This window comes from Thainema salinarum CENA647 (genome assembly GCF_057732415.1).
Genome location: NZ_JBYJZJ010000015.1, coordinates 309,053 through 331,451, shown reverse-complemented (window position 1 = coordinate 331,451; position 22,399 = coordinate 309,053). Strand labels below are relative to the sequence as shown.

Annotated in this window: 20 protein-coding genes and 1 pseudogene; 5 read left to right on the top strand and 16 right to left on the bottom strand. The window is 49.7% G+C overall.

Annotation, left to right across the window (positions count from 1 at the left end; genetic code table 11):
* Window positions 1-60 precede the first annotated feature (60 nt).
* From AC286M_RS03305 to AC286M_RS03295, 3 genes are all read right to left on the bottom strand, one after another.
* Window positions 61-2,175 (bottom strand): amylo-alpha-1,6-glucosidase, encoded by a 2,115-nt coding sequence (locus tag AC286M_RS03305; protein ID WP_488203025.1) that lies wholly within the window; start codon window positions 2,173-2,175, stop codon window positions 61-63.
* A 413-nt stretch (window positions 2,176-2,588) separates the two neighbouring features.
* Complete coding sequence (locus AC286M_RS03300) at window positions 2,589-3,338, bottom strand: polysaccharide deacetylase family protein (RefSeq protein WP_488203024.1); 750 nt, start codon at window positions 3,336-3,338, stop codon at window positions 2,589-2,591.
* A gap of 60 nt (window positions 3,339-3,398) precedes the next feature.
* Entirely contained in the window at window positions 3,399-3,806 is a 408-nt protein-coding gene (locus AC286M_RS03295; RefSeq protein WP_488203023.1) for an SH3 domain-containing protein, read from the bottom strand.
* Window positions 3,807-4,003: 197 nt separating this feature from the next.
* Between AC286M_RS03295 and AC286M_RS03290 the strand changes: the two genes are divergently transcribed.
* Complete coding sequence (locus AC286M_RS03290) at window positions 4,004-4,363, top strand: ArsR/SmtB family transcription factor (protein ID WP_488203022.1); 360 nt, start codon at window positions 4,004-4,006, stop codon at window positions 4,361-4,363.
* 400 nt (window positions 4,364-4,763) lie between these two features.
* The gene (locus AC286M_RS03285; RefSeq protein ID WP_488203021.1) at window positions 4,764-5,180 is read left to right on the top strand and encodes a secondary thiamine-phosphate synthase enzyme YjbQ; all 417 of its coding nucleotides are present in this window, start codon (window positions 4,764-4,766) and stop codon (window positions 5,178-5,180) included.
* A gap of 11 nt (window positions 5,181-5,191) precedes the next feature.
* On the opposite strand, the gene AC286M_RS03280 is transcribed toward AC286M_RS03285, so the two are convergent.
* Both AC286M_RS03280 and AC286M_RS03275 read right to left on the bottom strand, forming a co-directional pair.
* Window positions 5,192-5,602 carry a hypothetical protein gene (locus tag AC286M_RS03280; protein WP_488203020.1) on the bottom strand — a complete coding sequence of 137 codons (411 nt, stop codon included), beginning with the start codon at window positions 5,600-5,602 and terminating at the stop codon, window positions 5,192-5,194.
* Between the two features lie 529 nt (window positions 5,603-6,131).
* The gene (locus AC286M_RS03275) at window positions 6,132-6,347 is read right to left on the bottom strand and encodes a hypothetical protein (RefSeq protein ID WP_488203019.1); all 216 of its coding nucleotides are present in this window, start codon (window positions 6,345-6,347) and stop codon (window positions 6,132-6,134) included.
* 220 nt (window positions 6,348-6,567) lie between these two features.
* Between AC286M_RS03275 and AC286M_RS03270 the strand changes: the two genes are divergently transcribed.
* Both AC286M_RS03270 and AC286M_RS03265 read left to right on the top strand, forming a co-directional pair.
* Entirely contained in the window at window positions 6,568-6,876 is a 309-nt protein-coding gene (locus tag AC286M_RS03270) for an SDR family NAD(P)-dependent oxidoreductase (protein ID WP_488203018.1), read from the top strand.
* Window positions 6,877-6,931: 55 nt separating this feature from the next.
* Window positions 6,932-7,471: a DUF4334 domain-containing protein gene (locus AC286M_RS03265; RefSeq protein ID WP_488203017.1), complete on the top strand. Its 540-nt coding sequence runs from the start codon at window positions 6,932-6,934 to the stop codon at window positions 7,469-7,471.
* Between the two features lie 109 nt (window positions 7,472-7,580).
* On the opposite strand, the gene AC286M_RS03260 is transcribed toward AC286M_RS03265, so the two are convergent.
* The 10 genes from AC286M_RS03260 to AC286M_RS03215 all read right to left on the bottom strand — a co-directional run bounded on the left by AC286M_RS03260 (window position 7,581) and on the right by AC286M_RS03215 (window position 17,188).
* Window positions 7,581-10,949 carry an EAL domain-containing protein gene (locus tag AC286M_RS03260; RefSeq protein WP_488203016.1) on the bottom strand — a complete coding sequence of 1,123 codons (3,369 nt, stop codon included), beginning with the start codon at window positions 10,947-10,949 and terminating at the stop codon, window positions 7,581-7,583.
* A 221-nt stretch (window positions 10,950-11,170) separates the two neighbouring features.
* On the bottom strand, window positions 11,171-11,656 hold the full coding sequence (locus tag AC286M_RS03255) for a DUF2127 domain-containing protein (protein ID WP_488203015.1): 486 nt from the start codon (window positions 11,654-11,656) through the stop codon (window positions 11,171-11,173).
* 105 nt (window positions 11,657-11,761) lie between these two features.
* Window positions 11,762-12,688, bottom strand: coding sequence for a hypothetical protein (locus tag AC286M_RS03250; RefSeq protein WP_488203014.1), 927 nt, complete (start codon window positions 12,686-12,688; stop codon window positions 11,762-11,764).
* A gap of 74 nt (window positions 12,689-12,762) precedes the next feature.
* Window positions 12,763-13,458, bottom strand: a complete 696-nt coding sequence (gene nuoB / locus AC286M_RS03245) for an NADH-quinone oxidoreductase subunit NuoB (protein WP_488203013.1) — start codon at window positions 13,456-13,458, stop codon at window positions 12,763-12,765.
* Between the two features lie 346 nt (window positions 13,459-13,804).
* Entirely contained in the window at window positions 13,805-14,434 is a 630-nt protein-coding gene (locus AC286M_RS03240) for a CatB-related O-acetyltransferase (RefSeq protein ID WP_488203012.1), read from the bottom strand.
* A gap of 56 nt (window positions 14,435-14,490) precedes the next feature.
* On the bottom strand, window positions 14,491-14,814 hold the full coding sequence (locus AC286M_RS03235; protein WP_488203011.1) for a YdhR family protein: 324 nt from the start codon (window positions 14,812-14,814) through the stop codon (window positions 14,491-14,493).
* Between the two features lie 144 nt (window positions 14,815-14,958).
* Window positions 14,959-16,026, bottom strand: a complete 1,068-nt coding sequence (locus AC286M_RS03230) for an NAD(P)H-dependent flavin oxidoreductase (protein ID WP_488203010.1) — start codon at window positions 16,024-16,026, stop codon at window positions 14,959-14,961.
* Window positions 16,027-16,072: 46 nt separating this feature from the next.
* Window positions 16,073-16,576, bottom strand: a complete 504-nt coding sequence (locus AC286M_RS03225; RefSeq protein WP_488203009.1) for a DUF6653 family protein — start codon at window positions 16,574-16,576, stop codon at window positions 16,073-16,075.
* 52 nt (window positions 16,577-16,628) lie between these two features.
* Window positions 16,629-16,811 (bottom strand): hypothetical protein, encoded by a 183-nt coding sequence (locus AC286M_RS03220; RefSeq protein WP_488203008.1) that lies wholly within the window; start codon window positions 16,809-16,811, stop codon window positions 16,629-16,631.
* Between the two features lie 122 nt (window positions 16,812-16,933).
* Entirely contained in the window at window positions 16,934-17,188 is a 255-nt protein-coding gene (locus tag AC286M_RS03215) for a hypothetical protein (RefSeq protein ID WP_488203007.1), read from the bottom strand.
* Window positions 17,189-17,340: 152 nt separating this feature from the next.
* Here AC286M_RS03215 and AC286M_RS03210 point away from each other — a divergent pair.
* Window positions 17,341-18,554, top strand: a pseudogene (locus AC286M_RS03210) (ISAzo13 family transposase).
* 163 nt (window positions 18,555-18,717) lie between these two features.
* On the opposite strand, the gene AC286M_RS03205 reads toward AC286M_RS03210, so the two are convergent.
* On the bottom strand, window positions 18,718-22,398 hold the full coding sequence (locus AC286M_RS03205) for a WD40 domain-containing protein (protein ID WP_488203006.1): 3,681 nt from the start codon (window positions 22,396-22,398) through the stop codon (window positions 18,718-18,720).
* Window position 22,399 lies beyond the last annotated feature (1 nt).

Below are 22,399 nucleotides of genomic sequence, written 5' to 3'. Positions count from 1 at the left end.
TCGTTAGCCGTAACGCATTAATCGCTTGATGTATGATTCTGACGCTATCGCTAACGTCGCTTATGACTGTAATTCGCTGCTGAGCAGTGACCAAACCCGCAGTACTTCTGCCACCGTCCAGGCTTGGGCAAATGCGCCTCGTGGCTTGAACGGGGGATCACCATCAAAGATTTCGCTCATGTTGCCCACGCAGCCGCCGTAGAGATGATCCAGTAGTGGCTCTAGGAACCGACGTGCGATCGCAGGATCGCCATACACCTGCCAGTGAGCTTGAGCATACGGCCCGATTAGCCAGCCCCAGACTGTGCCTTGGTGATAAGCGGCGTCGCGCTGATAGAGATTGCCGCTGTAGATGCCGTGATAGTCCGGCTGATCTGGAGCTAGCGATCGCAACCCGTGAGACGTGAGTAGAAAGCGACTAACTTGTTCAAGAAGTGCTTTTTGCTGATGGGGTTGAAGCAGTGGTTCGACTTTCACGGGAGGCTTAACTTTACCCGTGACGGTACGGGTCAGAGTCGGTAGAGAAACAGCGAAAATCTGATTGGGGCGCAGCGATGCGTCATCTCCATTGGGAGTATCGAGTACGTCGTAGCAGTAGCCTAGTTCATCTGACCAAAAGCGCTGAAAGCCCTGCCGCGTTTGTTCTGCTAATTGTCGATAAGAATCCGGTGATTCTCCAATCAGCGTAGCGAACTGGGCCATGATGCACAGTGCGTTGTACCATAGAGCGTTGATTTCGACGGGTTTGCCGATGCGCGGTGTGACCACCCAGTCATCGACCTTGGCATCCATCCAGGTTAGCTGCACGTCCGCTGCTCCGGCATAGATCAGTCCATCTTGATCCAGCTTGATGTTGTAGCGCGTGCCTTTCTGGTGCCAGCGGACAATGTCAGCTAGAGCTGGAAAGAGCTGCCGAACCAGCTCAATGTCATCTGTTGAGTTGTAGTAAGAGCGAATCGCCTCGAAGTACCAGAGCGTCGCGTCTACGGTGTTGTAGTGCGGAGTTGCGCCGACTTCAGGGAAGACATTCGGCAGCATACCCTGGTCAATGTAGGCGGCAAAGGTGAGCAGGATGGGGCGGGCAATTTCCGGGCGACCCGTTGCGATCGCAAGTCCGGGTAAACTAATCATCGTGTCTCGGCCCCAGTCGCCAAACCAGGGATAGCCTGCAATCACCGTTTGGCCGATCGAGCCATCAGCTAAGGGACGCTGCACGACAAATTGATTAGCTGCCAAGACCGCCGCTTCGAGTCGTGCGACTTCCAGATCCTTGAAGAGCTTTTCTGGTAAAGCTTTTGATACTGTCGCTGGCTGATTCGGGATTAGGGAAACCTGCTGCCATCGATCAACTAAGTCCTGTTCAAACTGCTTTTGTTTGGCAAGTGCGATCGCGCTATCTGTTTCAGCTTCAGCATTAGTACTAGCAATCAGCGTCCAGATTTGTCCAGGTTTTAGCTGTATTTCAAACGTAGCGGCATGGAGATGGTCATCCGTGGGATCAATGCCCCGGTAGCGTTCAATGGCTAAGCGATAGTTGTGATACCAAATGTGATTGACTGATTGCTGAAGCGGCGCAGTCGTCGAGCCACTTGACATTAGGTAAAACGGCACCGCATCATCGAAAGCGGTAATTTGAATGCCCTGATCAACCTGTTGAACCTCCATCTGCCAAGCATTTTCAGTTTCGGGCTGGACATGAGTACCGTAACTGTGATCGCGATAATTCACCAGCGCTCTCACCTGTAGCGTTAATGGTTCACTGGCTCTTGTCAGGGCATATTGAATGTAGGTCGTATTTTCTCCCTGCTGCATCCAGATTCGCTTTTCCAGCAGCGCATCCCCGACCGCATATTCCCAAACTGGGATGCTGCCATCTAGGTGAAACCGCTCAATGTAGCGGTATCCATGAGATGGGATGGAGCCGTCGCCCCAGCGATCGCAAAATAGGGCATAGGACTGATCGGCATAGTGAACCGTTTCATCGAGCTTCGTCAACAGCAGCGTCCGCTCCAGCGGTGGCTTAAGCGCGGCAATCAGCAGTCCGTGATAGTGTCGAGTGAGCATGCCGGATAACGTAACGCAGGCATAGCCGCCAATCCCGTTCGTTACCAACCATTCCCGCTGCTCTGCGTTGTGTAGATCGCCACAAATATCGCGGCCTAGTTGAATTACCATTTACTCGTCCAAGTCGATATCATGCTGATCAGATTGGTTATAGCGTCGAGCACGGCTAAACTGCTGATTCCATAAGCAATCCGACTTACCATCACCGTAATGGTTTGAATAGTACTACTCAGGTGATGGTAATACACTGCCATATTAGCTAGGTTTGCGCGATCGCAACTCTCGGCTTAGTCCTTCAAAAGGGGTATTTTGTTCTGTTTGCTACTGTAGAGGCGGGTTTAGTCGATCAATCTGCATCGTGTCATAGAGTTGACGGCAAAACCCGCCCCTAACCCAACATCGAACGTATTTAGTTCACAATCCTAAGGAACATGGATTTAATAAGGTGAAATCCTTTGGGTAGGGACACGGCATTGCCGTGTCTCTACGGATGGCATGATTGACAGACTATTTAATTCACAACTCTAAGTCTCAGCCCACAGTTCGCTCAGGGTTACAACGCGATAATCTTGAGCTATCAGTTCGTCCAGCAACAATGGCAGCAGAACCGCTGCATTCCGGACACGCCGCGCCGTGCCGCCATGTAGCACCAAAATTGATCCGGGGAAAATGAACTGGCGCAGATATTGAAGTGTGAAATCGGGATGATCCGCCCATTCGTAGGTGTCCAGCGGAATCATTGACGCTAGAGCAAACTTTGGTACATAACCCACTTCAGCGGCAAAGCGCTGTAGCACCTGACGCATGTTGCGATTGTAGAATCCTCGTCCTGGACGATACCAGCGAATTTGGTCGGCCTGAGTCGCCGTTAATAGCTGTCGATGGGCATGACGCAACTGCTGCTCAAAATCATACTGTCTGAGCTTGGCATGGGTGATGTCGGCGATGCCGTGGTTGCCAACTTCATGTCCTTGAGCCACAATCTGCGGCAGCACCGTTGAGTTGAGGTTGAAATGGCCGCTGATCAGAAAGAACGTCGCGCGAACTGGGTCGCGGTCTGGTGGCAAAGTTTGGTTGAACGTTGCGATCGCACTCAGAATGTCTTGCAAACCCTGATCCTCTGGATCGTTGAGATTGGGCAAATCATCAATCGTCAGCGCTATCACTCGTTCGGTGGTTGGTTTGTAAAACACACCATCAGGAAAGCGTCGCGCCAGTTCGGCTACTAATTGCTGGCTCGGCAGTTGAATGAGTCGGCTAGGAAGTTTCACCATTGGTACTGACGGGCTTCAATTCTGATCATTTTTAACCTTTCACACGCACTTTTACACTCGCTATTCACACTCGCTATAAAGCTGGCAAGCCAGCACCCAGCCTCTAATAGGTTCAGTCGCCTGGTTTTCATCGGGATCACTAACCTCAATGTAAAAGTAGCGATCGCTTTGATGCGTCACCCGCACAGGTGTCCCCGCAGCAATTTGCCCTGTGGCGGTTGCCCGTGGATCGGGGGCAATTCGCAAAACGGCATCCTGCGCCGTTAGGGCCTGCTCCGCAAACGAGAGATCTGGCTGAGCCGATGAATCAGGCTGAGTTGTTGAATGCTCACGCACGTTAGCATCTGCATGGGGATGACTGTTCGCCATGTGTCCCGGTGTCGCCCAGGCTGGTAGTGCAGCCCCGAGTGGCACGGTTGCGATCGCACTTAGGACTGACCACTGGCAGATACACTTTATTACAATCATTTTCAAATTCATTTCTATATGGTTATATAAGATTAAGAAGCGATGGCCAAAATAGTAGAGACAGCTCACTATTCGTTGCTCGACCTAGTACAGCGTCAAGTTTGGGCTTTAGGTGATATCCCATCAGGAATGTAACCCTAAAGCATTAAACCTAGCAAACCGCGTCTATTTATCCACGTAAACGACAGGCAAGTGACATGATGACTGCTTATGATCAGGCTGGCGGCATTACACCAGCAATGCCGCAGATTGATGCCAATCTGGATGAGTTGGAGCAGCTTGCCAATCGCTTCAAACTCTTAGGCGAACCAGCTCGGCTACGTATTTTGGCCACTCTGTGCAGCAGTGAAAGTAATGTGCAGGAGATTTGCGATCGCACAGGTCTGCATCAAGCCAATGTCTCAAAGCATCTTCAACTGCTCAAATCGACTGGTATTGTGGCCTGTCGTCGCGAAGGCACATTTCGCTATTACCGCATTGTAGATATGGCTCTGATTGCCATTTGTCATGGCATTCGCGAAGAACTCGCGCGGCAAAAAGCAGCCCTGACAACATAGGGTTCATGGGCCGTTCTCAAAAGGTAATGATTTTGTGCTGTGTGGGCAGCGCCCACACAGCACAAAATCATTACCTAACTACCACTATCGGTTCATGTAATACAAAGTTTGGTTAGAACCCGATAATTTACTAGACTTTATCGGAAATTGTTTTGTAGCGCGGCGGAGCCGCGCTACAAAACAATTTCCAACCCCAAAAACTTTATTTCCAATAAAGTCTACTTTTCATCAAGGCTGGCAAAGCGAGCCTTGATGAAAAAATTGGGTTCTGATACACAGACTTGGATATAACCCCATCCCTGGAATTTCCATTACCCTGTTGATCAGTTGATCAGTACAGTCAGGACTTGACCAACAATATCTGATCAAAGGTTTTCAGTTTGGATTCAGGGCAAAAATTATGGTTCATCAGGAATACATTAACCTGCCAACCCAAGGGCACGGTGATATGCACGATTTGACGGAGCGAATTAACCGAATTGTGCAACAGTCAGGCGTGCGCATGGGGATGGTGAATGTATTTAATGTCGGCAGTACAGGTGCGATCGGCGCGATTGAATTTGAGCCAGGGCTACAGCGTGATCTCCCACAAGTCCTCAACAAGCTGATTCCACCGAGTCGAGACTACGGGCACGAGCAGACCTGGCATGATGGCAACGGACACTCCCATCTTCAGGCGACTTGGCTGGGGCCATCGCTGACCGTACCAATTGCACAGGGCCAGTTAGTACTCGGAACCTGGCAGCAGATCTTTCATCTAGAATGCGATATCAAAGCCCGCCAGCGCCAAGTGATGGTGACGGTCTACGGAGAGTAGTTTTAGCCATTTTAATCGCGAGAGCGAGATTCACAAGGAACACAGATTCGTAGTGCGGCTTCCTCACTCAGCCCCTCATTGATGGCGTTCCTAACGCATTGAATAGCTTCGTCTTGGTCAGAAGAGGAAGACTCAACGACTTCTTGAATGCAGTAGGCTACGGCTCTGTCCGCGAGTCGGCTGTCACTTTCGATATATCTCGAATCATAGTACTCGTGTCGTTCTTGCAGACAGCTCAGTTCAATAGCGTTGTCTGATTCTCTGCAAATGGCTTCAGCTCTATTTTGAATGTTGCGACTACTTTCAATGTAATGATCATCAACCCAATCATAAATGCGCTCATCGCAACGTAGTTGGGCATGAGCAGGTTGAGCCGTGAAAGCCAATGAGAAACCAGAAGCGCCCAGACCCGCTAGCAACATAGAGGTTAAAACGCTGACTTTTTTCCGATTCATTTTTATACAGGTGAATCAACAGTGTTTCAATGATATCAATGACCCATGTTGCATTAACGTATTGCATTAATAAGCCTTAATCTAAATTGTTTTTGTTTTGGCGAAAACAATAGTTGTTAGTAAAACATGCGGAAAATAAATGTGATAAATATTGCCATAAATATCTTATTTAGCCGTATAAACACATATGGCAGGCGATTACGCAATTCAACCAAGCACCCGAACTATGGGTTGTGAAAGTCAGCTGTGCCTGATTTTCACAACCCATAGTTCGGACTTTTTTTAGTCGGATTCAGTAGACTTTATCGGAAATTGTTTTGTAGCGCGGCTCCGCCACGCTACAAAACAATTTCCAACCCCAAAAACTTTATTGGAAATAAAGTCTAGTATAAGAAAAGCCAAATAAAAAGCCCCAAGCTGCTGCCGGGGCATTGTTCATATTTGCAATTGCTCTATTTGCCAGTGCTGAGGATAGCGGATAGCGGTTGAGCGAGAACTAGGTAACTGTTGACAGTTCCATAACAGCTGCGATCGCAAGTGCCAAGAGAGCAACCCAGGCATAGCGGAGCATGCTGCCAGGTGGCGCTTCTGCACGATGTTTAAAGAAGATATAAATGTGAGGAGCGCCAAACAAAAAGAACAGCAATCCTACTAAACTTGCGCTCCGAAACACAGGCTGATTGTCGGTTGTGTGCGTTGGATGAGTAGTCATAACTATGACCTTTGGGTGGGTTGGCACGAATGGTCAGACAATTGCATCACTAGCGTAATCGCTAAATGTCAATATTTCGGTAAGGGACAAAACATTAGCTGCGATCGCAGATGAGATCTATACAGATGGGATCTAACAAAAGTTGGACGGTAAAAAGCATTTTTTTCGTCACGCTAAAGAAGGTTAAGACGAATTGAGTTTCCTTTGCTTATCGAATGTTATGGCTTCCACCGTTCTAATTACCGGAGCATCTCAGGGGATTGGTCGTGCGATCGCATCCACGTTTGCTCGCCACGGCTTCAACGTCGTGTTGGCTGCTCGTTCTGCCGATCGGCTCGATCAGGCAGTGGCTGAACTACAGGCCAATCATCATTCTGCGATCGCTGTTCCCACTGATGTCCGCGATCCGGAGCAAGTCCAAAACCTGGTGCACAAAACGCTTGACCAGTTTGGTACTGTAAAGAGCTATCAGTTCTTTCCCAAAGGATTGCGCTGGATGATCCATAAGGTTTTTCAGAATCAGGATTAGATAAGCTCCCGCACTGTTCTGTTCCGCTGTTCAAGAATTTAATTTCCACAAAACGATGCTTACCTCGGAAAAAATTCACATCATTCAGCAGCAAGGCCAAACAACCGTAGCAGAGGCCTTGGCGTTATTCGATGAACTCGATCCGGTCGATTTAGACTTCATGGTGGGGCGATGGCGAGGATCAGAATTGCCCACCGGACATCCAATGGATGGTTTACTGGAAGTTTCAAACTGGTATGGCAAGGAATTCGTCGATCCAGACCATGTTCATCCCCTCTTATTTTTAGATAGCATCGGTCAAATTATTCGAGTTGCGCCGAATTCTTTAGTTATGAATTTAGCTCTAAATGCGCCAATTCCCCGAGATGACACCTTAAAGCCTGTTTACACATTTTTGACTTCGCTGCAAAAGACCCATCAAAGCAAGGCACGTCTGCGCATGGTGGAGCATCGCCAAAAAGTCAGCGCGACGATGATCTACGATGATCTGCCTATTCATGATGTGTTTAGGAAAATAGACGATCATACGGTATTGGGGCTGATGGATTACAAAGCCGCCAAGCAGCCTTATTTCTTTGTTCTAAGCCGCACATAGAGTTATAACAGCCCTATATAACAGTCCTACATAGTAGTGCTGTGTCAGGTTTGGATTGAGGGTTAAGGAGTCGCACCTGATGCGACTCCTTAACACTAGGAGTGGTAGGTTAGCGGCGATTAGGGAAGCTTTGAATGGACTGTTGGAGGAGGGTGGTGGCCTGTTCGGCGGGGACGGGTGGGGAAAATAGATAGCCTTGACCCAGTTCGCAACCGAGGGTTTGCAACCACTGTAGTTGCTCGATGGTTTCAATGCCTTCTGCGATCGCACTTAGCTCCAGTAAATTGCTGAGTGCCACGATCGATTCCGCGATGACCTGATGACGAGCATCCGGTTCGACGGGATTGACAAATGTGCGGTCAATTTTGAGATAGTCCACTGGCAGTCGATACAGGTAGCTGAGGGAAGAGTAGCCTGTCCCAAAGTCGTCGATACTGAGCCGAATCCCTTTCGCCTTGATTTTGTCGAGTAGAGCCAGTGTCGCATCAACATTTTTCACCAGCATACTTTCCGTAATTTCGAGAACTAGAGTATTCGGATTGGCTAGTTCACTGGCTTGCAGGGCATCGTCTAAATGCTGGAGCAGCAAGTCCTGAAGCTGCCGGACAGAAAGATTAACGCTGATGCGCAAGGCGCGTTCTGGAAACTGGGCTTGCCACTGGGTTAGCTGTCGGCAGGTCGTCTGCAAAATCCATTCGCCAATGGGAATAATCAGTCCCGTTTCTTCAGCCAGTTGAATAAAATCGGCGGGTGACACCCAGCCTCGTTGGGGATGCTGCCAGCGAAGCAGTGCCTCAAAGCCTTGAATGGTTTGAGTTTTCAGTTCAATAATCGGCTGATAGTAAAGGATAAATTCTTGTCTGTCGAGGGCTTTGCGCAGGTCACTTTCTAGATGTAGCCGCTGCATCGCTTGAAAGTGCATGGCTGGGTCGTAGATGGCATACTGGCTTTTGCCACTGTGTTTGGCCCGATACATTGCCAAATCAGCATCGCGAATCAGGTCTTCCGCTTGGTGGTGGCTGCTGGTATTGATTGCAATACCGATACTGGTGCTGACGAACACATCTCGACCAGAAATTGATAAGGGAGATTTGAGGTCAACCAAAATCCGCTCCGCGATCATCACGGCTTCCGTAATGCCGCTGATTTCTTCCAGCAGAATGACAAACTCATCACCCCCCAATCGCGCCGCTAGATCGGTTTCGCGAATAAATCGCCTGAGCAGCGTGGCAATCGTGAGCAGCAGTTCATCGCCAACCAGATGCCCCAAGCTGTCGTTAACGACCTTGAAGTTATCCAGATCTAAAAAGAGAACGGCAAACTGAGAATCAGCATGGCGCTTCGAGCGCTTTAAGGCTAGATCCAGCCGCTGCATTAACAGGCTGCGATTGGGCAAACCCGTAAGCCGATCGTGGAAGGCGTTGTGCTTGAGCTGCTGTTCGACCCGAATCCGGGCGCTGACATCCCGTGATGTCGTTTGCAAATGTCGAATGTGTCCGGCTTCATCCCAAATGGGCTGAGTCAGCGTTTCAACCCAGATGTAGTGGCTGAGTTTGTGGCGAATGCGATAGGTAATCGGTTCAGGGCTGTCGGGCAGGGCAAACTGATCGGCTAACTGGCGAATGCGATCGCAATCATCGGGGTGAAAGAGTTCGTACGGATCGCGTCCAATCAGTTCAGCTGGACTGTATCCCAGGAGAGCCTGGCTGGAAGGCGTAACGTACAGATAGCGACCGTCGGGACGATGCAAACAGACCAAATCGCTCATGTTTTCTGTCACCATGCGCAGACGTTCTTCGCTTTGGCGCAGGGCTGCTTCGGTTTGTTTTAGATCGGTAATGTCGCGACCGACCGACTGAATTTCAATCAGTTGACCCGCCGCATCAAAGATGCCTTCATTGAGCCACTGTGTCCAGCCGTCCTGCCCATCGGCTCGCGTATCGCGGTTTTCCACAAAGCAGCGGGGATTATCTGGGGTGAGTTCTGCCAATCTGCGGAATGCGTCCTGCTCTAAATCATCGGGATTGGCAAAATCAACCCATTTCTTACCGACAATCTGAGAGAGCGTTATGCCCAGCGCCCGACATAGCGATGGATTGGCAAACGTAATCGTGGTGTCCGGCTGCGATCGCAGAATGAAATCCGTTTGCGCTTCGACCACTTTGCGGTAGCGCACTTCACTCGCTTGCAGTTCCGCCTCCGTGCGTTTGCGATCGCTGACATCCATAATCAGCGTATCCCACACTACGTCACCATTAGCTCGACGTTCAGGCCGACCTGCTGCCTCTAGCCATTTTGTTTTGCCCGAGGGCGTGCTGATCCGCCACTGCCAGAACCAGGGCTGAAGCGTTCGCGCTGATTCGAGGACGGACTCATACATGGGTGCTTGGTCATCCGGATGGACGACCCGCCAGAGAATACTGGCATCTTGCTCCACGGCTGCAGCTTCGACTTCCCAGAGGTCATAGCAGCCTGGGCTCATGTAAATCACTTTGTCAGAGCCGTCTGGATGCAGCAGATACCTAAAAATTGCTCCCGGCACATTGGCCGCCATATTGCGAAACCGCTGCTCGCTTTCGCGCAGGGCTGCTTCTGCTTGCTTCCGCTGGTTGACTTCCTGTCTGAGCAGGCGATTCCAAAGTGCGATCGCAACTAAACCAACCAGCGGCGCATAGATTGCTAGGTCAATTAAAACCGCTTTGATCTGCGGCCAGCCCAACTGTTGTTCCGGCTCTAGCCAGCGCTCCAATGCCTGATAATACGCCGAATCTGGGCTAGCCTTCAGCATCCTGATCTGTTCATCCAAAACGGCTAGCAGATCGGACTTGCTGCCATCCGGAACAATAAAATGCAGCCGAGATGGCCCCAGCAAAATATTGGTTTTTGCCATGTCATGCTGGGCAGCCGCTGTCAATCCCAAGATATTGTTGACTGCCACTGCATCAACCTGTCCCTGATCCAGCAGTTGAAACATCTGGTCAAAGCTTGTGACTTCCTCAAACTCGGGCTTGAGGCCAAAAGCGTAGGTCTGTTCAACCAGAATGTCTTGCTGAATGCTGTCGCGCAGGACAGCCACACGCCTGTGGTCTAGATCCAGAACCGATTCCAGTTCGATGCCTGAGCGGGCGTACACCTCTGACCAACTGGCTAGGACGACTTCTTGATTAAAATCAAATCTGCGATCGCGCTCCTCTGAATAGGCCACATCCATCATCAAATCGAGCTGGCCTTGCTCTAGGGCCTGTAAGCAGGCATCCCACTCGCAAGGGACATACTCCAACGACCAGTTTTCTGCACCTGCAATACTGTCCAGCACATCAACCCAAAATCCCGCCGGATCGCCAGCGGGATTGATAAACACTTTCGGTTGATTCTGATAAACACCCACCCGGAGCGGTTCAGCAGCAGACTGCGCTGGGTCAGCATAAATTCCTAGCGCGATCGCAATAGTTAAGAGAACTGCCAGGTCCTGCTGCATGATGGGTTATATCATCTAGATTTAGGGGTCACATGGCAATTGGGCAATGAATCCCAGCACGATCAGACTCAACCAATTAGCATCTTAGCCTACTGTAATATTTCCCCAAAGAAAGATGAAAACTAATTGCGATTCATAAAGCTTCTCAAACAATAGAAAATACTCGAATGAGAGAATAAAAAATATTTTAGCCGAATTTTATTCTCGCCTACATGTGAGCATTATGATTCTGCTTCAGGTGCCGAGGACTGCTTGAAGACTCGATCGATCCAGTGCTTGAGAACCAAGCTGAAGATCAAAACGTTCAGGCTGAAGAAAATCACTTTGCTCCAGGTCGCGTGGTGGACAATTTCGTATACCTCAACCGGAATCAAAAAGCCGACCAGAAACACAAACAGCGGATCGGCCCAGCGGCGCTGAAACCACAATCCTCCGGCTGCGATCGCAAGTAAGGTGCCATAACCACCGGAGATCTGGGCAATTAACTTCAGTCCTGGAGCCTGTAAGTTCAGCAAAAACCGCAAGACATCGCGTACTAAGTCGTACTCTGTGGCGAGGATGTATTCTTCGGCCCACTGGGCAATCTCTGCATAATGTCGCCAGCCGAATCCAGCTAAGAGGGAAACGATCAGCATGAAAACGGCGAAGGTTGCTTTATTGAGAATAATCAGCTTTAGCCAGATGGAATGGGGTTCCGATGGACGCATTGGGCAGAGAATGATGGATAGATTCAAATCCTACTCTAGCGCTAGATCTGCGGTTTTGCTGAGGAAACGGCTAAATTTGACCCTAATTCGGGGCCAGGAATGCCATCAGCGATCGCGCACCTGCTCCAACGGCAGTTCCATTACTGACCAAAAATCCCAGTTGGCTGAGAGATCGACGTTGCACTGCGATCCGCGATACAGGGCTTGTAGGATACGACGCGGCTCAAATCGTCCCCGATCAGCCTCCGCCACAGGCGTAATCTGGATGCCCCAGTGAAACTGCAAAATGGCAAACAGCAAAAAGACGAAGCCATCATTCCGCACGAACCCGGCCTGAAATGCGCCCTGCTGAATTTCGCCTATTGGATCGGTATCGTATCCCGACAGCAAATGGCCAAAATCATGAAATACCAAGCGCTCTGGTATCGCACCTGTCTGCCCTGGAAACAAAAACTGCCGACTCGTACAGTGCTGCCAAAACCCATAGCCCAGCGTATGGGTCGGCAAGTGCTGCAACTGCTCAAATCGCCTTGCTAGATCGCGGTTTTGGCCGCCCTGCTTAAACAGTAACGGTTCCAGAATCAGCCGAATACCCTGCAGTCCCTCGTCCTGCCATGCGGCTTTGAAGAATCGCCCCATAATCCGCCGCATGATCAGCAGCCGAGCGAGCTGAGTGCGACCGTTTAGAATATGGTGCAGTGCGACTAATCCCGGTTCGCGCACTGCAAGAGTTCGAGCCAACGTATTCAGTACCGTTTCCTGTTGGCACGTAATTGGTACTGTGAGCATGGCAACTGCGATCGCAAGTTGCACCAGCCGTTTACGCTGATGCTGCGAGGTGATCACCGAAGCAACTTGGTACGGTGCTACATCCGGTAGCTGCTGCGGTTCCAGCGTTCTGTCATGCAGTCGAGCAAGTTCCTGTAAGAACTCTATTTCCGCTTGGGATAAGGTTTGAGGATTAGCCGCTACGGTGCGCAATGCACTCAACACCAGCGGCAGCTCCAAGTCCGAAAATACGACAATATCCATCTCTGACTCCTGGTTATCTGTAGGGACACGGCATTACCGTGTCCCTACGTCGGCAATTTTTTGTGGATTAATTTTTAATCGGATTCGAGCACTGATGGTTGCTGTAACTGTTCTGATTTCAAAGGTTGAGCCTGTGTAGCAGCCAACTGCTCTCGTTGCCGCATGTAATCACCCGTTAAGATTGGATCAACCACCTTCATGCGGTGCTTAACGCTGTAGTAGCGGTGGGTTTGGGTGCTGGCTTGGTAGTCACGTAGGCTTTCAGTTGCGACTTTTTTGCGCAGCTTAATCAGGCCATCAATCACCGCTTCTGGACGGGGTGGGCAACCGGGAATATAGACATCAACGGGAATCAGTTTATCCACGCCTCGAACGACGGTCGGTGAATCGACGCTGAACATGCCGCCAGTGATGGTGCAGGCTCCCATCGCGATCACGTATTTCGGTTCCGGAATTTGCTCATACAGTCGCACTAAGGCCGGAGCATATTTCATAGAAATAGTGCCTGCTGTAATCATCAAATCCGCCTGCCGTGGGGTGGCGCGGGGCGCAGCTCCAAATCTTTCCAGGTCAAACCGAGGGCCGTAGGCTCCCATAAATTCCATAAAGCAGCAGGCTGTACCAAACATCATAGGATACAGAGTCGATAGCCTAGCCCAGTCGTATAGGTCATCAACGCAAGTCAGAATGATGTTTTCCGACAGCTCTTTGGTAATTTCAGGTGCTTGAATAGGGTTAGCAATTCTGGTGGGGGTTGTTTGTTCTGGCATGATCAAAACCTTGTTGTGGAGAGTAATGTAAGCAGGTAGCAATGATCTGAAGCCCGATGGTCAAGGTGTAAAACGTGAGGAGTGAGAAGTGAGAAGTGAGGAGTGATGATATTAAGCGCTAGTCAGTAGCTACAGGGTGTGAAACTGAATTTTCGGAGTTGTTTGAAAGTGAGGAGTGAGGAGTGAGGAGCAAGACAAACTTCACAGTTGTCATAGTTGTCATAGGTTAAGGTGGCGCTAGCATGACCCGACGAAACGGCTACTGATGTTGGGTTTCACGTTGTTCAACCCAACCTACTGAGGAACTCAAAATCTAAAATTCAAAATCCACAGTCCTCAGCAGGAATCAATCAGCCTGTCGTAACGCCTCAATATCAGAACCGCAAATTGCTTTTAAGTTGCGGGTGATTTTCTCGATGTCCCAGTCCCACCAGCGGATGTCTAGTAGAGCCTGAATGGTCTCATCGTCGAACCGTTTGCGAATTTCTTTGGCGGGATTGCCGCCGACAACAGCATAGGGCGCAACGGACTTGGTGACGACCGATTGCGAGGCGATGATTGCCCCATCTCCCACCTGTACCCCTGGCATCAGCGTGGCCCCGTAGCCGATCCAGACATCGTTGCTAATCATGGTATTGCCCTTATCAGGCCATTCGTCCGGCATTACCGTTTCCCAGCCGTTGCCAAAAATGGGAAAGGGATAATTAGTAAACCAGTCGGTGCGGTGATTGCCGCCGTTCATGATGAATTTGACATCGGAGGCAATGGAGCAAAACTTGCCGATGATTAGCTTGTCGCCAATGAAATCAAAGTGGTAGAGCACATTGCGCTCAAAGTTTTCAGGATTTTCAAAGTCATCGTAGTAGGTATAGTCGCCCACGATGATGTTGGGGTTGGTGATGATGGTTTTGAGATAAACTAGCCGAGTTTGACCATCAATGGGGTATCGGGTATTAGGAGAAGGGCCGTAGGACATAGACGAGGCTTGCGTTTTGGTTGAGTTAAATCTGTACAGTAGCTAATTACGGCTAACTACATTGCTGTAACTGGAATTGGGCCACGGGTCAGTGCAGACAATGGCTCGATGGCTGTAAATGGCTCAATCCGAAGATTAGAAACGATTGATTTTGCTTCTAAAGCCGCCATAATTGGGCTACTGAGATATCGCTCTAGGGCATCAAAGCTTTCAAAACAGTAGATTCCGCCTGCTTCCTGTCGTACTTCATTGATAATCCAAACTTTCCACACTAAACCGGGAAAAGCTGCGATTGCAGGTGCAACGGCTGCAAAGATGGTTTGTAGTTTTGTCTCGGAACAGTCGTAGTTGAAGGTGATTTTGAGCATTTGTGTGGTCATGGGGATCTCCTGGAGTGGTGGGTAGGTGGGTGGATGAGTAGATGAGTAGATGGGTAGATGGATAGGTTGTAAAGGGCTGTAGGGGGGCTTAAAGGGCTCCAAAGGGAGGCTAGGGGGAAGGGAGGGAGAGAGGGAATGGTGGTCTTAGATGGTGGCGATGGAGGGTGCGTTTTTGGCTGGGTGGGTGCTGTTTGCTGGTTCAGTGATCATGGGGGAAAGTTGCGATCGCACAACTTCGATGGCTTCTTCGACCATTGTTTGAACAATTTCGCCAGCGGGTTTGAGTGAGTGAATATTGCCGCTACTTTCGCCAGCGGTGAGGCACATTTCCTCGAAGTCGCCGGATGTGTCTGGGGTCGGCAGAATAACGGAAAACTTGGGTAATGGTATAGATTGACCATTGACGATAGTCGAGCCAATAGAAGCCTGCTGATCGGTATTGGCTAAAGCGCTGGGTCCCTGATCGCCCCATTGATTGACGACTCGATTCCGTAGAACTCGCATCATTTGTCCTGGCCACTCTGGGCCAAACAGCGTGGTGCGCGTGGTGTCACCGACGTTCGCTTTTAACACTCTGGCCTTATACTCGTCGTGGGCATTGGCCTCTACGCTGGCCAGAAATCGGGTGCCGCACCAGACGGCTTCGGCTCCCAGCGCCAGTGCCGCCACCATACTTTTACCGTCAATGATTCCTCCCGCTGCGATCACGGGCATAGGTGTCACAATATCGCGAATTGCAGGTAATAGGCTGAATGTACTGGCCTCAGCTCGATTGTGGCCGCCACCTTCTTTGCCTTGAACAACAATGGCATCGAATCCCATTGTCTTGGCCTGCCTAGCTTCCTGCGTCAAACCTACTTCCATCCAGACTCTGGTGCCACTAGCTTGCAGTCGAGTGACCCACTCTTGCGGTGGCAGCGACCAGAAGAAAATGGCAACAGGTACCCTTTCAGCCACACAAACTTCAATCTGTTCTTCAGGCGTGAGATCAGTAACGAAGTCGATGCCAAATGGTTGGCTAGTTAACGAGCGGGTCTGACGGATCATCGCTCGTAATCCTTCTGGTTCAACCATTGCTGCACTGAAGGTACCCATGCCGCCTGCATTACTGACGGCTGCAGCTAAAGGAGGATGGGCAACACAGGCCATACCTGCTGAAATGATCGGGGCACTAAGGCCATAGGTTCGGGTAATTCGGGTGGATAACATCATAGGAATCTCTGTGGAGAAGGGATGTAAAGGGTGGAGAGATTTCTCCCTAATACAACCAACTTTTATACTCTGCTGTTGCCGCTTTCATATCTTCGTAAAGCCACACCATGCGATCGAAGAACCAGATTTTGCCGATGTTAATCAGTAAGGTGCCTGCAAGGGTGAGGGATAGATTAAATTGCCATAAACCCCAAGCAGCCAGAATTAGACCAATACCCGATAGCCCTGTTAAAAAGTAAGGAAAATATTGATGGTGTTGAGGGATTGGAATAGCGGCACGATTGATCCAAACCCGTTCTCCCAAAACGCCTTTGGCCATCCAGGTATGAGTTGATTTTGGAACTGGAAAAATACGAGCATTGAGCCAGTTCCAGAGTAGAGCAGTAGCAATAAGAGGTAGCGACCACCAGCCGAGCCATAAACGGCTCCAAATGGCTAAAAATAGTAAGGGAATAACTGTTAGTCTTGTCCAAAAACACCAGGGATGGGTGTGGCGTTTCCAAGTCTCACCCTCCATTTGAAAGAGGCTGGAGATTGTTTGAGCAAACATGATAGTTTTCAGATTGTTGAATAGGGAAATGAGCAGTGGTTTCTTCTAAGATTTAATCTCCTTTTTGTTGCTTGCTTTGAGCGATATTTTGATTGCGTTGAGGTGGCGGCAGCGATTGATATTGACCGTGAAATTGACTGAAGCGCCAAAATACTTTTGTCAGTTGCCAGAGATAAGGTTCAATTTCTTGCCTCTCACAAATCGTTTGCTTGAGACAAATCTTGTGCCAGGTCATGACTAATCCTTATACTTGATAGCTTCACATCTTGTACCAAAACCCAGAAGGGTTATTTTGCCGCCACGATGCGGCGGCAAAATGATTTTGAGTTCTCGACGTGCAAGATATGAGTAGAGTCATTAGTTGTAGTAGCAGCGTTCAATCCAATCAATTACTTCTTGCTTTGAGAAAAAGACTTGCTTGGTTTGAGTTCTAGGATTGTAAACGTACCATTGAGATCCATAAGCCGTTTCACGTTGATGAATGATTGGTTCGTTGTTGGGTCGGATTAAAAATTTGACGACTGCGTCTATAGCGCGCATGAGCCAGCGGTTGATGTGATAGATATAGGCTCGTTTTTGCTTGCGCTTTAAGATGATTATCTTGTTATGCATGGCTACCCTCCTAATGCATAGGGCGTAGTAGTTATATCAAGTCTGTGGATACGAACTCAATTTATTTTTTGTAAGGATCGTGGATTAAATAAGATGTAATTTTACCGTCTGTATTTGTAAGCTAGAGCAATAGAAGATGAAGCAGAACCTGAATGCAACCCTACCCTGCGCCAATTGAAGCTCAAATGCAACGCTATTATCAATCGTTGTCTGAGAAGGATCGTCGTCGCTATGCCGCCATTGAAGCGATCAAACTCGGATATGGTGGGCAAGCCTATATCCGAGAGTTGTTCGGATGCCATCATGCAACCCTAGCGTTGGGACTGGCAGAACTGGATGATGAACCTGCTCTCAAACGGGAACGGATTCGTCAAGTGGGAGGTGGACGGAAGTCAGCATTTGAGACCATTGAAGGGCTAGATGCGTCATTTCTGCAGGTGTTGGAGCAACACACGGCGGGTTCACCCATGGATGAGACGGTGAAGTGGACTAATCTCAAGCGCCATGAGATTGTGGCCTTGCTGAAAGAGGACGGAATTGACGTGAGTGTGACGGTGGTCGATCAGTTGTTGGAGCGGCACAACTTTCGTAAACGCAAAGCGGTGAAAAGACTGGCAACTGGGGAGAGTGAACATCGCAATGAACAATTTGAGCGGATTGAGCAGTTGAAAGGCACCTATCAAGCTGCTGGCAATCCCGTCATGAGTATGGACACAAAAAAAGAGAATTAATTGGCAAGTTGTATCGAGCGGGGCAACTGTACACTCAAGAGCAGGGAGTCGAAGTGTTTGACCATGATTGGGCAACGCTCGCAGAAGGCGTCGCTATTCCCCACGGACTGTACGACTTGAGCGATAATATTGGCTACATCCAGATCGGCACGAGTCATGATACCAGTGAGTTTGCCTGCGAATCGATTCGCTACTGGTGGAACACCTATGGCAAAGCACGCTATCCCCTAGCTGGCTCGATTTTGCTGCTTTGCGATGGTGGGGGCAGTAACAGTTCTCGCTACTACATCTTTAAGCAAGACTTGCAAGCATTGGTCAACGAGTTAGGGATTGAAATTCGCATTGCTCACTATCCCCCCTATACCTCCAAGTACAATCCAATTGAACACCGCTTGTTTCCTCACGTCTCAAGCAGGTGTCAAGGGGTAATTTTTGAGAGTGTCCAGATGGTAAAAGAGCTGATGGAAAAGGCAACCACTCGCACAGGTCTCAAGGTCTTTACGACGATTCTCGATAAAACGTATCACAAGGGTCGTAAAGTTGCTGAGGACTTCAAAGCCAACATGAAGATTGTCTTCGACGAGCTTCTGCCGCAATGGAATTACACAGCAAAACCAGAATTACAGGTTATTTAATTCACAATCCTAAGAGCTTGGTTAGATCGAGCTTTTACAAAAAATAAGTCATCGGGTTTTAATCAGACTTCGTATTAATTGGCTTACTTTCAACAGTAAGAGCTAAGCCAAATCCTGTCTCTGGGGTTAATCTATGGATTCAGCCTGAACAATCTCTGGAAACCTATGTTGATGCTGAGGGTGCTATAGAATCTGCGATCGCACCTAGTGCTTTTAAGCTTTCAATTTGAAATGATGTCAGTCCTTGAATACCTGTGATGTTCATACCTTCGTAGGGCCGATCAAGCTTTGCTGTTTTCCAGCAATCGTGCGAAGTTATATCCCAAATCTTTAGGGTCTCATCTTCACCACTACTGTAGAGATAGCGACCGCTGCGTGCAAAGGCAAGGGCCAAGATTTGATTTTCGTGTCCCCTTAGCTCAGCGATGCATTCTCCAGTTGTCGGCACCCACAGGCGGATAATGCTGTCGTGGCAGCCTGTGGCCAAGAGATTGCCTTGAGGATGCCATGCGATCGCGCTTACGACACCAGGATGTTCCAAGATCCGTACACAATCCACGGCGTTAGCCTGAACTTGCCACAGCTTCAGAGTATTGTCGTAACTACCGCTAGCGAGAAGATTCCCTAAAGGACTCCAAGCCAGTCGCCAAACCCAATGGTCATGCCCTGGGAGAACATGAGCACAATCCCAAGTCTCTGGCTGCCAGATATAAATGTTGAAGTCGCCAACGGCTGCTGCTAACCATTGCCCCTTGGGATGCCAGCGCACCGATAGAATCCAGCTGGTGGGTTCTGTCAGAGTTCTTAACGGCTGAGGCTGATCAGGATGCCAGAGGTTTACAGTACCATCGACGCTACCACTGGCCAGCAGGTCTTGGCTAGGATGCCAATCAACTGACCAGACCCAGTTAGTATGTCCTCGCAAAACGTTAAGACAGCGCTGGGACGATCGCTGCCATAAGCGTAAGGTGCGATCGTGGGAAGCACTTGCAAATCGCTCTCCATCCGAACTCCAGCTAATATCAGAAATGAGATGGTTGTGGCCGTTAACGTGAGTAAAGTGAGTTGACAGATGGGGTTGCCAAAACCGCAGGATAGTATCGTCGCAACCTAGTACCAGGGTTTCGTCATCAGGGGCAAGAGCGATTGCCCGCACGTTCGCTAAGTGCCCACAGCAGCTTCGTAAACAGTGCCCCGACACCGTATCCCATAGCCGTAGTGAACCGTCGTGGCCACCGCTGGCAATTAGTGCTTGCTCAGGATGCCATCGGGCATACCAGACCCAGTTTTGGTGTCCCTGCAAAACTCGTAGACAATGACCCGTTGTGGCCTCCCAAAGGCGGATAGTGGAGTCGTTTGAAGCACTGGCAACGACCTGACCATCAGGGCTCCAATCAACACTCCAGATGGTGTTGGTATGGCCTTTGAGCATCTGCATTGTATGGTTAAACGGGTTGTTTTCAGGATGCCACAGCACCAAGGTTCCATTCTCCAATGCGCAGGCCAAGATAGGTTCGGTGGGGCTCCATGCCGCCCAACGCACTGGAATATTCTCAAAGTTTTGCACTTGCTGACAGCTTCCGCCGGGAATTTGCCACAGTTTCACAGTTCCATCACTACTGCTGCTGGCTAATGTGCCCGAAACCGAACGCCAACTCAAACTATTCACAATGTCCGTGTGCCCAGCGATAACATGTACGTCTGTAGAATCAAAGGGCTGCCAAATCCGAATTGTGCCGTCGATACTACCGATAGCCAGCGTATTTGAATCAATCCAGACAATCGCCCGCCCAATAGTTGGTGCCACTAAGAGTTCTGCCTGCAATTCTCCAGTCAATAAATTGCATACCTTCACTGTTTGATCTTCGCTGCAAGTCGCAACGCAATGACCATCGGGATGAGGGCGAATGTCCCAGATATAACTGGTGTGCAGACGAATCGTTTTAGCTGGTCGGAACTGCATACTGTCCCAAAGCCTTAAAATACCTACGCTGTCGCCGGTAATCAGGTATGACCCGTCCAGGCTATAGCTGAGGGCAAAGATACTACCAAAGGTTTGCTTGAAGGCCGTTTGACTAAAGTAGGCTTGAGCAAAATTGACCCGTTGAAATAACCGATGCTGTAAATTCGCCTGGCGGATCGTCAGGTGAGAAAAGTCAAAATCGGTCAAGTTAATGTCCAGGGCATTACTCAGATTGATGAGATTTCCTGCTCCGTAGCCGATAGGATTGGTGTGGCGAACTGTCGTGAGTAGGGTTTGAAGCTGTTGAGTTTGAGCAGCAACAGTGGGAAAGCGATCGCAGATTACCTTGACCACAGGCATCAAAAGCAGCCGCACCTGAGATTTGGTAATAAAATCCCGCACCGTATTCTTGATCAGCGCATAACAATGCCATTGGCAAAGTGTTGTACTCACCGCTTCCTGACTCAGCGTTTCCACAAGCTGTTCGGTGACGTACTCCATGACGACAGGCTGCTGGGTATAGCGTTGTTGTTGACGCTCAATTAGTCCCCGCCACCGCAGCGATTCCAGCGCCTCTAGCAACCGTGCCTTAGGTGCTATCGGCAAAATATCCTCCGCCAGCTCGCTGATTTCTGTCCAGTCGCGGTTGATGGCCAGCCAGTTCATGACAGCCTGTTCCAACTCGGAAAGTCGCTGAAGCTGTTCTGCCAATAGGCGACGAACGCTGTTGAAGATAACCGCATCTTCGGCTAGAAATACGCCAATCTCACCATCAAACAAATCCTGAATGGTAGTGGCGACAATTTTGAGCGCCAGGGGATTGTAGCTGTAGCGATCGCACAATTCCCGTCGCTGTTCGGCTGTCCCGCTGAGCCCTTTGGCCTCAATCAGCGCTAATGCTGTCGTAACCGAGCCGCTGAGCTGCAGTGTACGGGTGTAGCCATCCATGCCCTCCAATGCGGCGATTTCGGCAGGTTTCTCGCGGCTGGTAAATAAAATGCAGCTTTGATGAGCCGTTTCACCAATCAGCCGCAATAGCTCACCGTAATCGTCATAACCGTCGCGATAATATCCGGCCTGTTCACCCGCCTGGAGAATCGTTTCAACGTTATCTAATACGATCAGACATCTGCGATCGCGCATCCAGTGCAGCAGTCGCGACAGATCGGCAGTCGTTTCTTGCTGATCCGATAGGATGCTAATCAGCTCCGCTAGTACCGTCGAGAGATCTGGCGCATTCCGTAGCGATCGCCAGATGACATGGGTAAACGCACAAGCTGATGTCGAATCGTCTGCATGGTCCGCAAGCTGCTGCACCACTCTGGTTGCCAGCGTACTTTTGCCAATGCCGCCCATGCCCAGAACCGCGATTAGACGACAGTTTTCCGCCTCAATCCAGCGGCGTAGAATGGCCTGTTCGTCATCGCGACCGTAGAATTGGCTGACGTCGGGGGCTTCACCCCAGGAGGTTGTGAGGGAGGGAGAGTGAGGAGCGATGCGTGAGGCGTGAGGCGATAGATCCGTTTCGATACTCGTAGATAAGGTTTTGGTACTCGTAGATAAGGTTTTGGTACTCGTAGATAAGGATAAGGATGTGGGATCTGGATGTGTGGGTTCAGGGAGAGCATGGCGGCGGATGGCGGCTTTGAAGTTTTTCTTGTTGACGGGTTCGCCGAGGGCTTGGCTGAGAGCTTTCCAAAATTTAGGGCCAGCATCGGTTGTCAGATAGTTAATCGAATAGCCCGCTTCATCGGCAATTTGCGGATAGGTTTTGCCCTGCCACGCGCCCTCAAAGATCAGCGTCTCAATATCGCTGAGTTGCCGTCCCAACTGAGCCTGCATGGCAGTATTAACGATGATAATTGCCTCATCTTGTTCCATC

What these genes read in the sequence shown, in the direction of transcription:
- AC286M_RS03285 (WP_488203021.1), top strand. Translation starts at nt 4,764, where the DNA reads ATGGTTCATCAGGAATACATTAACCTGCCAACCCAAGGGCACGGTGAT.
- AC286M_RS03205 (WP_488203006.1), bottom strand. Translation starts at nt 22,398, where the DNA reads ATGGAACAAGATGAGGCAATTATCATCGTTAATACTGCCATGCAGGCT.
- AC286M_RS03220 (WP_488203008.1), bottom strand. Translation starts at nt 16,811, where the DNA reads ATGACCTGGCACAAGATTTGTCTCAAGCAAACGATTTGTGAGAGGCAA.
- nuoB (WP_488203013.1), bottom strand. Translation starts at nt 13,458, where the DNA reads ATGCCAGAACAAACAACCCCCACCAGAATTGCTAACCCTATTCAAGCA.
- AC286M_RS03280 (WP_488203020.1), bottom strand. Translation starts at nt 5,602, where the DNA reads ATGTTGCTAGCGGGTCTGGGCGCTTCTGGTTTCTCATTGGCTTTCACG.
- AC286M_RS03225 (WP_488203009.1), bottom strand. Translation starts at nt 16,576, where the DNA reads ATGTTTGCTCAAACAATCTCCAGCCTCTTTCAAATGGAGGGTGAGACT.
- AC286M_RS03270 (WP_488203018.1), top strand. Translation starts at nt 6,568, where the DNA reads ATGGCTTCCACCGTTCTAATTACCGGAGCATCTCAGGGGATTGGTCGT.
- AC286M_RS03305 (WP_488203025.1), bottom strand. Translation starts at nt 2,175, where the DNA reads ATGGTAATTCAACTAGGCCGCGATATTTGTGGCGATCTACACAACGCA.
- AC286M_RS03230 (WP_488203010.1), bottom strand. Translation starts at nt 16,026, where the DNA reads ATGATGTTATCCACCCGAATTACCCGAACCTATGGCCTTAGTGCCCCG.
- AC286M_RS03240 (WP_488203012.1), bottom strand. Translation starts at nt 14,434, where the DNA reads ATGTCCTACGGCCCTTCTCCTAATACCCGATACCCCATTGATGGTCAA.
- AC286M_RS03295 (WP_488203023.1), bottom strand. Translation starts at nt 3,806, where the DNA reads ATGATTGTAATAAAGTGTATCTGCCAGTGGTCAGTCCTAAGTGCGATC.
- AC286M_RS03235 (WP_488203011.1), bottom strand. Translation starts at nt 14,814, where the DNA reads ATGACCACACAAATGCTCAAAATCACCTTCAACTACGACTGTTCCGAG.
- AC286M_RS03260 (WP_488203016.1), bottom strand. Translation starts at nt 10,949, where the DNA reads ATGCAGCAGGACCTGGCAGTTCTCTTAACTATTGCGATCGCGCTAGGA.
- AC286M_RS03275 (WP_488203019.1), bottom strand. Translation starts at nt 6,347, where the DNA reads ATGACTACTCATCCAACGCACACAACCGACAATCAGCCTGTGTTTCGG.
- AC286M_RS03215 (WP_488203007.1), bottom strand. Translation starts at nt 17,188, where the DNA reads ATGCATAACAAGATAATCATCTTAAAGCGCAAGCAAAAACGAGCCTAT.
- AC286M_RS03290 (WP_488203022.1), top strand. Translation starts at nt 4,004, where the DNA reads ATGATGACTGCTTATGATCAGGCTGGCGGCATTACACCAGCAATGCCG.
- AC286M_RS03250 (WP_488203014.1), bottom strand. Translation starts at nt 12,688, where the DNA reads ATGGATATTGTCGTATTTTCGGACTTGGAGCTGCCGCTGGTGTTGAGT.
- AC286M_RS03255 (WP_488203015.1), bottom strand. Translation starts at nt 11,656, where the DNA reads ATGCGTCCATCGGAACCCCATTCCATCTGGCTAAAGCTGATTATTCTC.
- AC286M_RS03265 (WP_488203017.1), top strand. Translation starts at nt 6,932, where the DNA reads ATGCTTACCTCGGAAAAAATTCACATCATTCAGCAGCAAGGCCAAACA.
- AC286M_RS03300 (WP_488203024.1), bottom strand. Translation starts at nt 3,338, where the DNA reads ATGGTGAAACTTCCTAGCCGACTCATTCAACTGCCGAGCCAGCAATTA.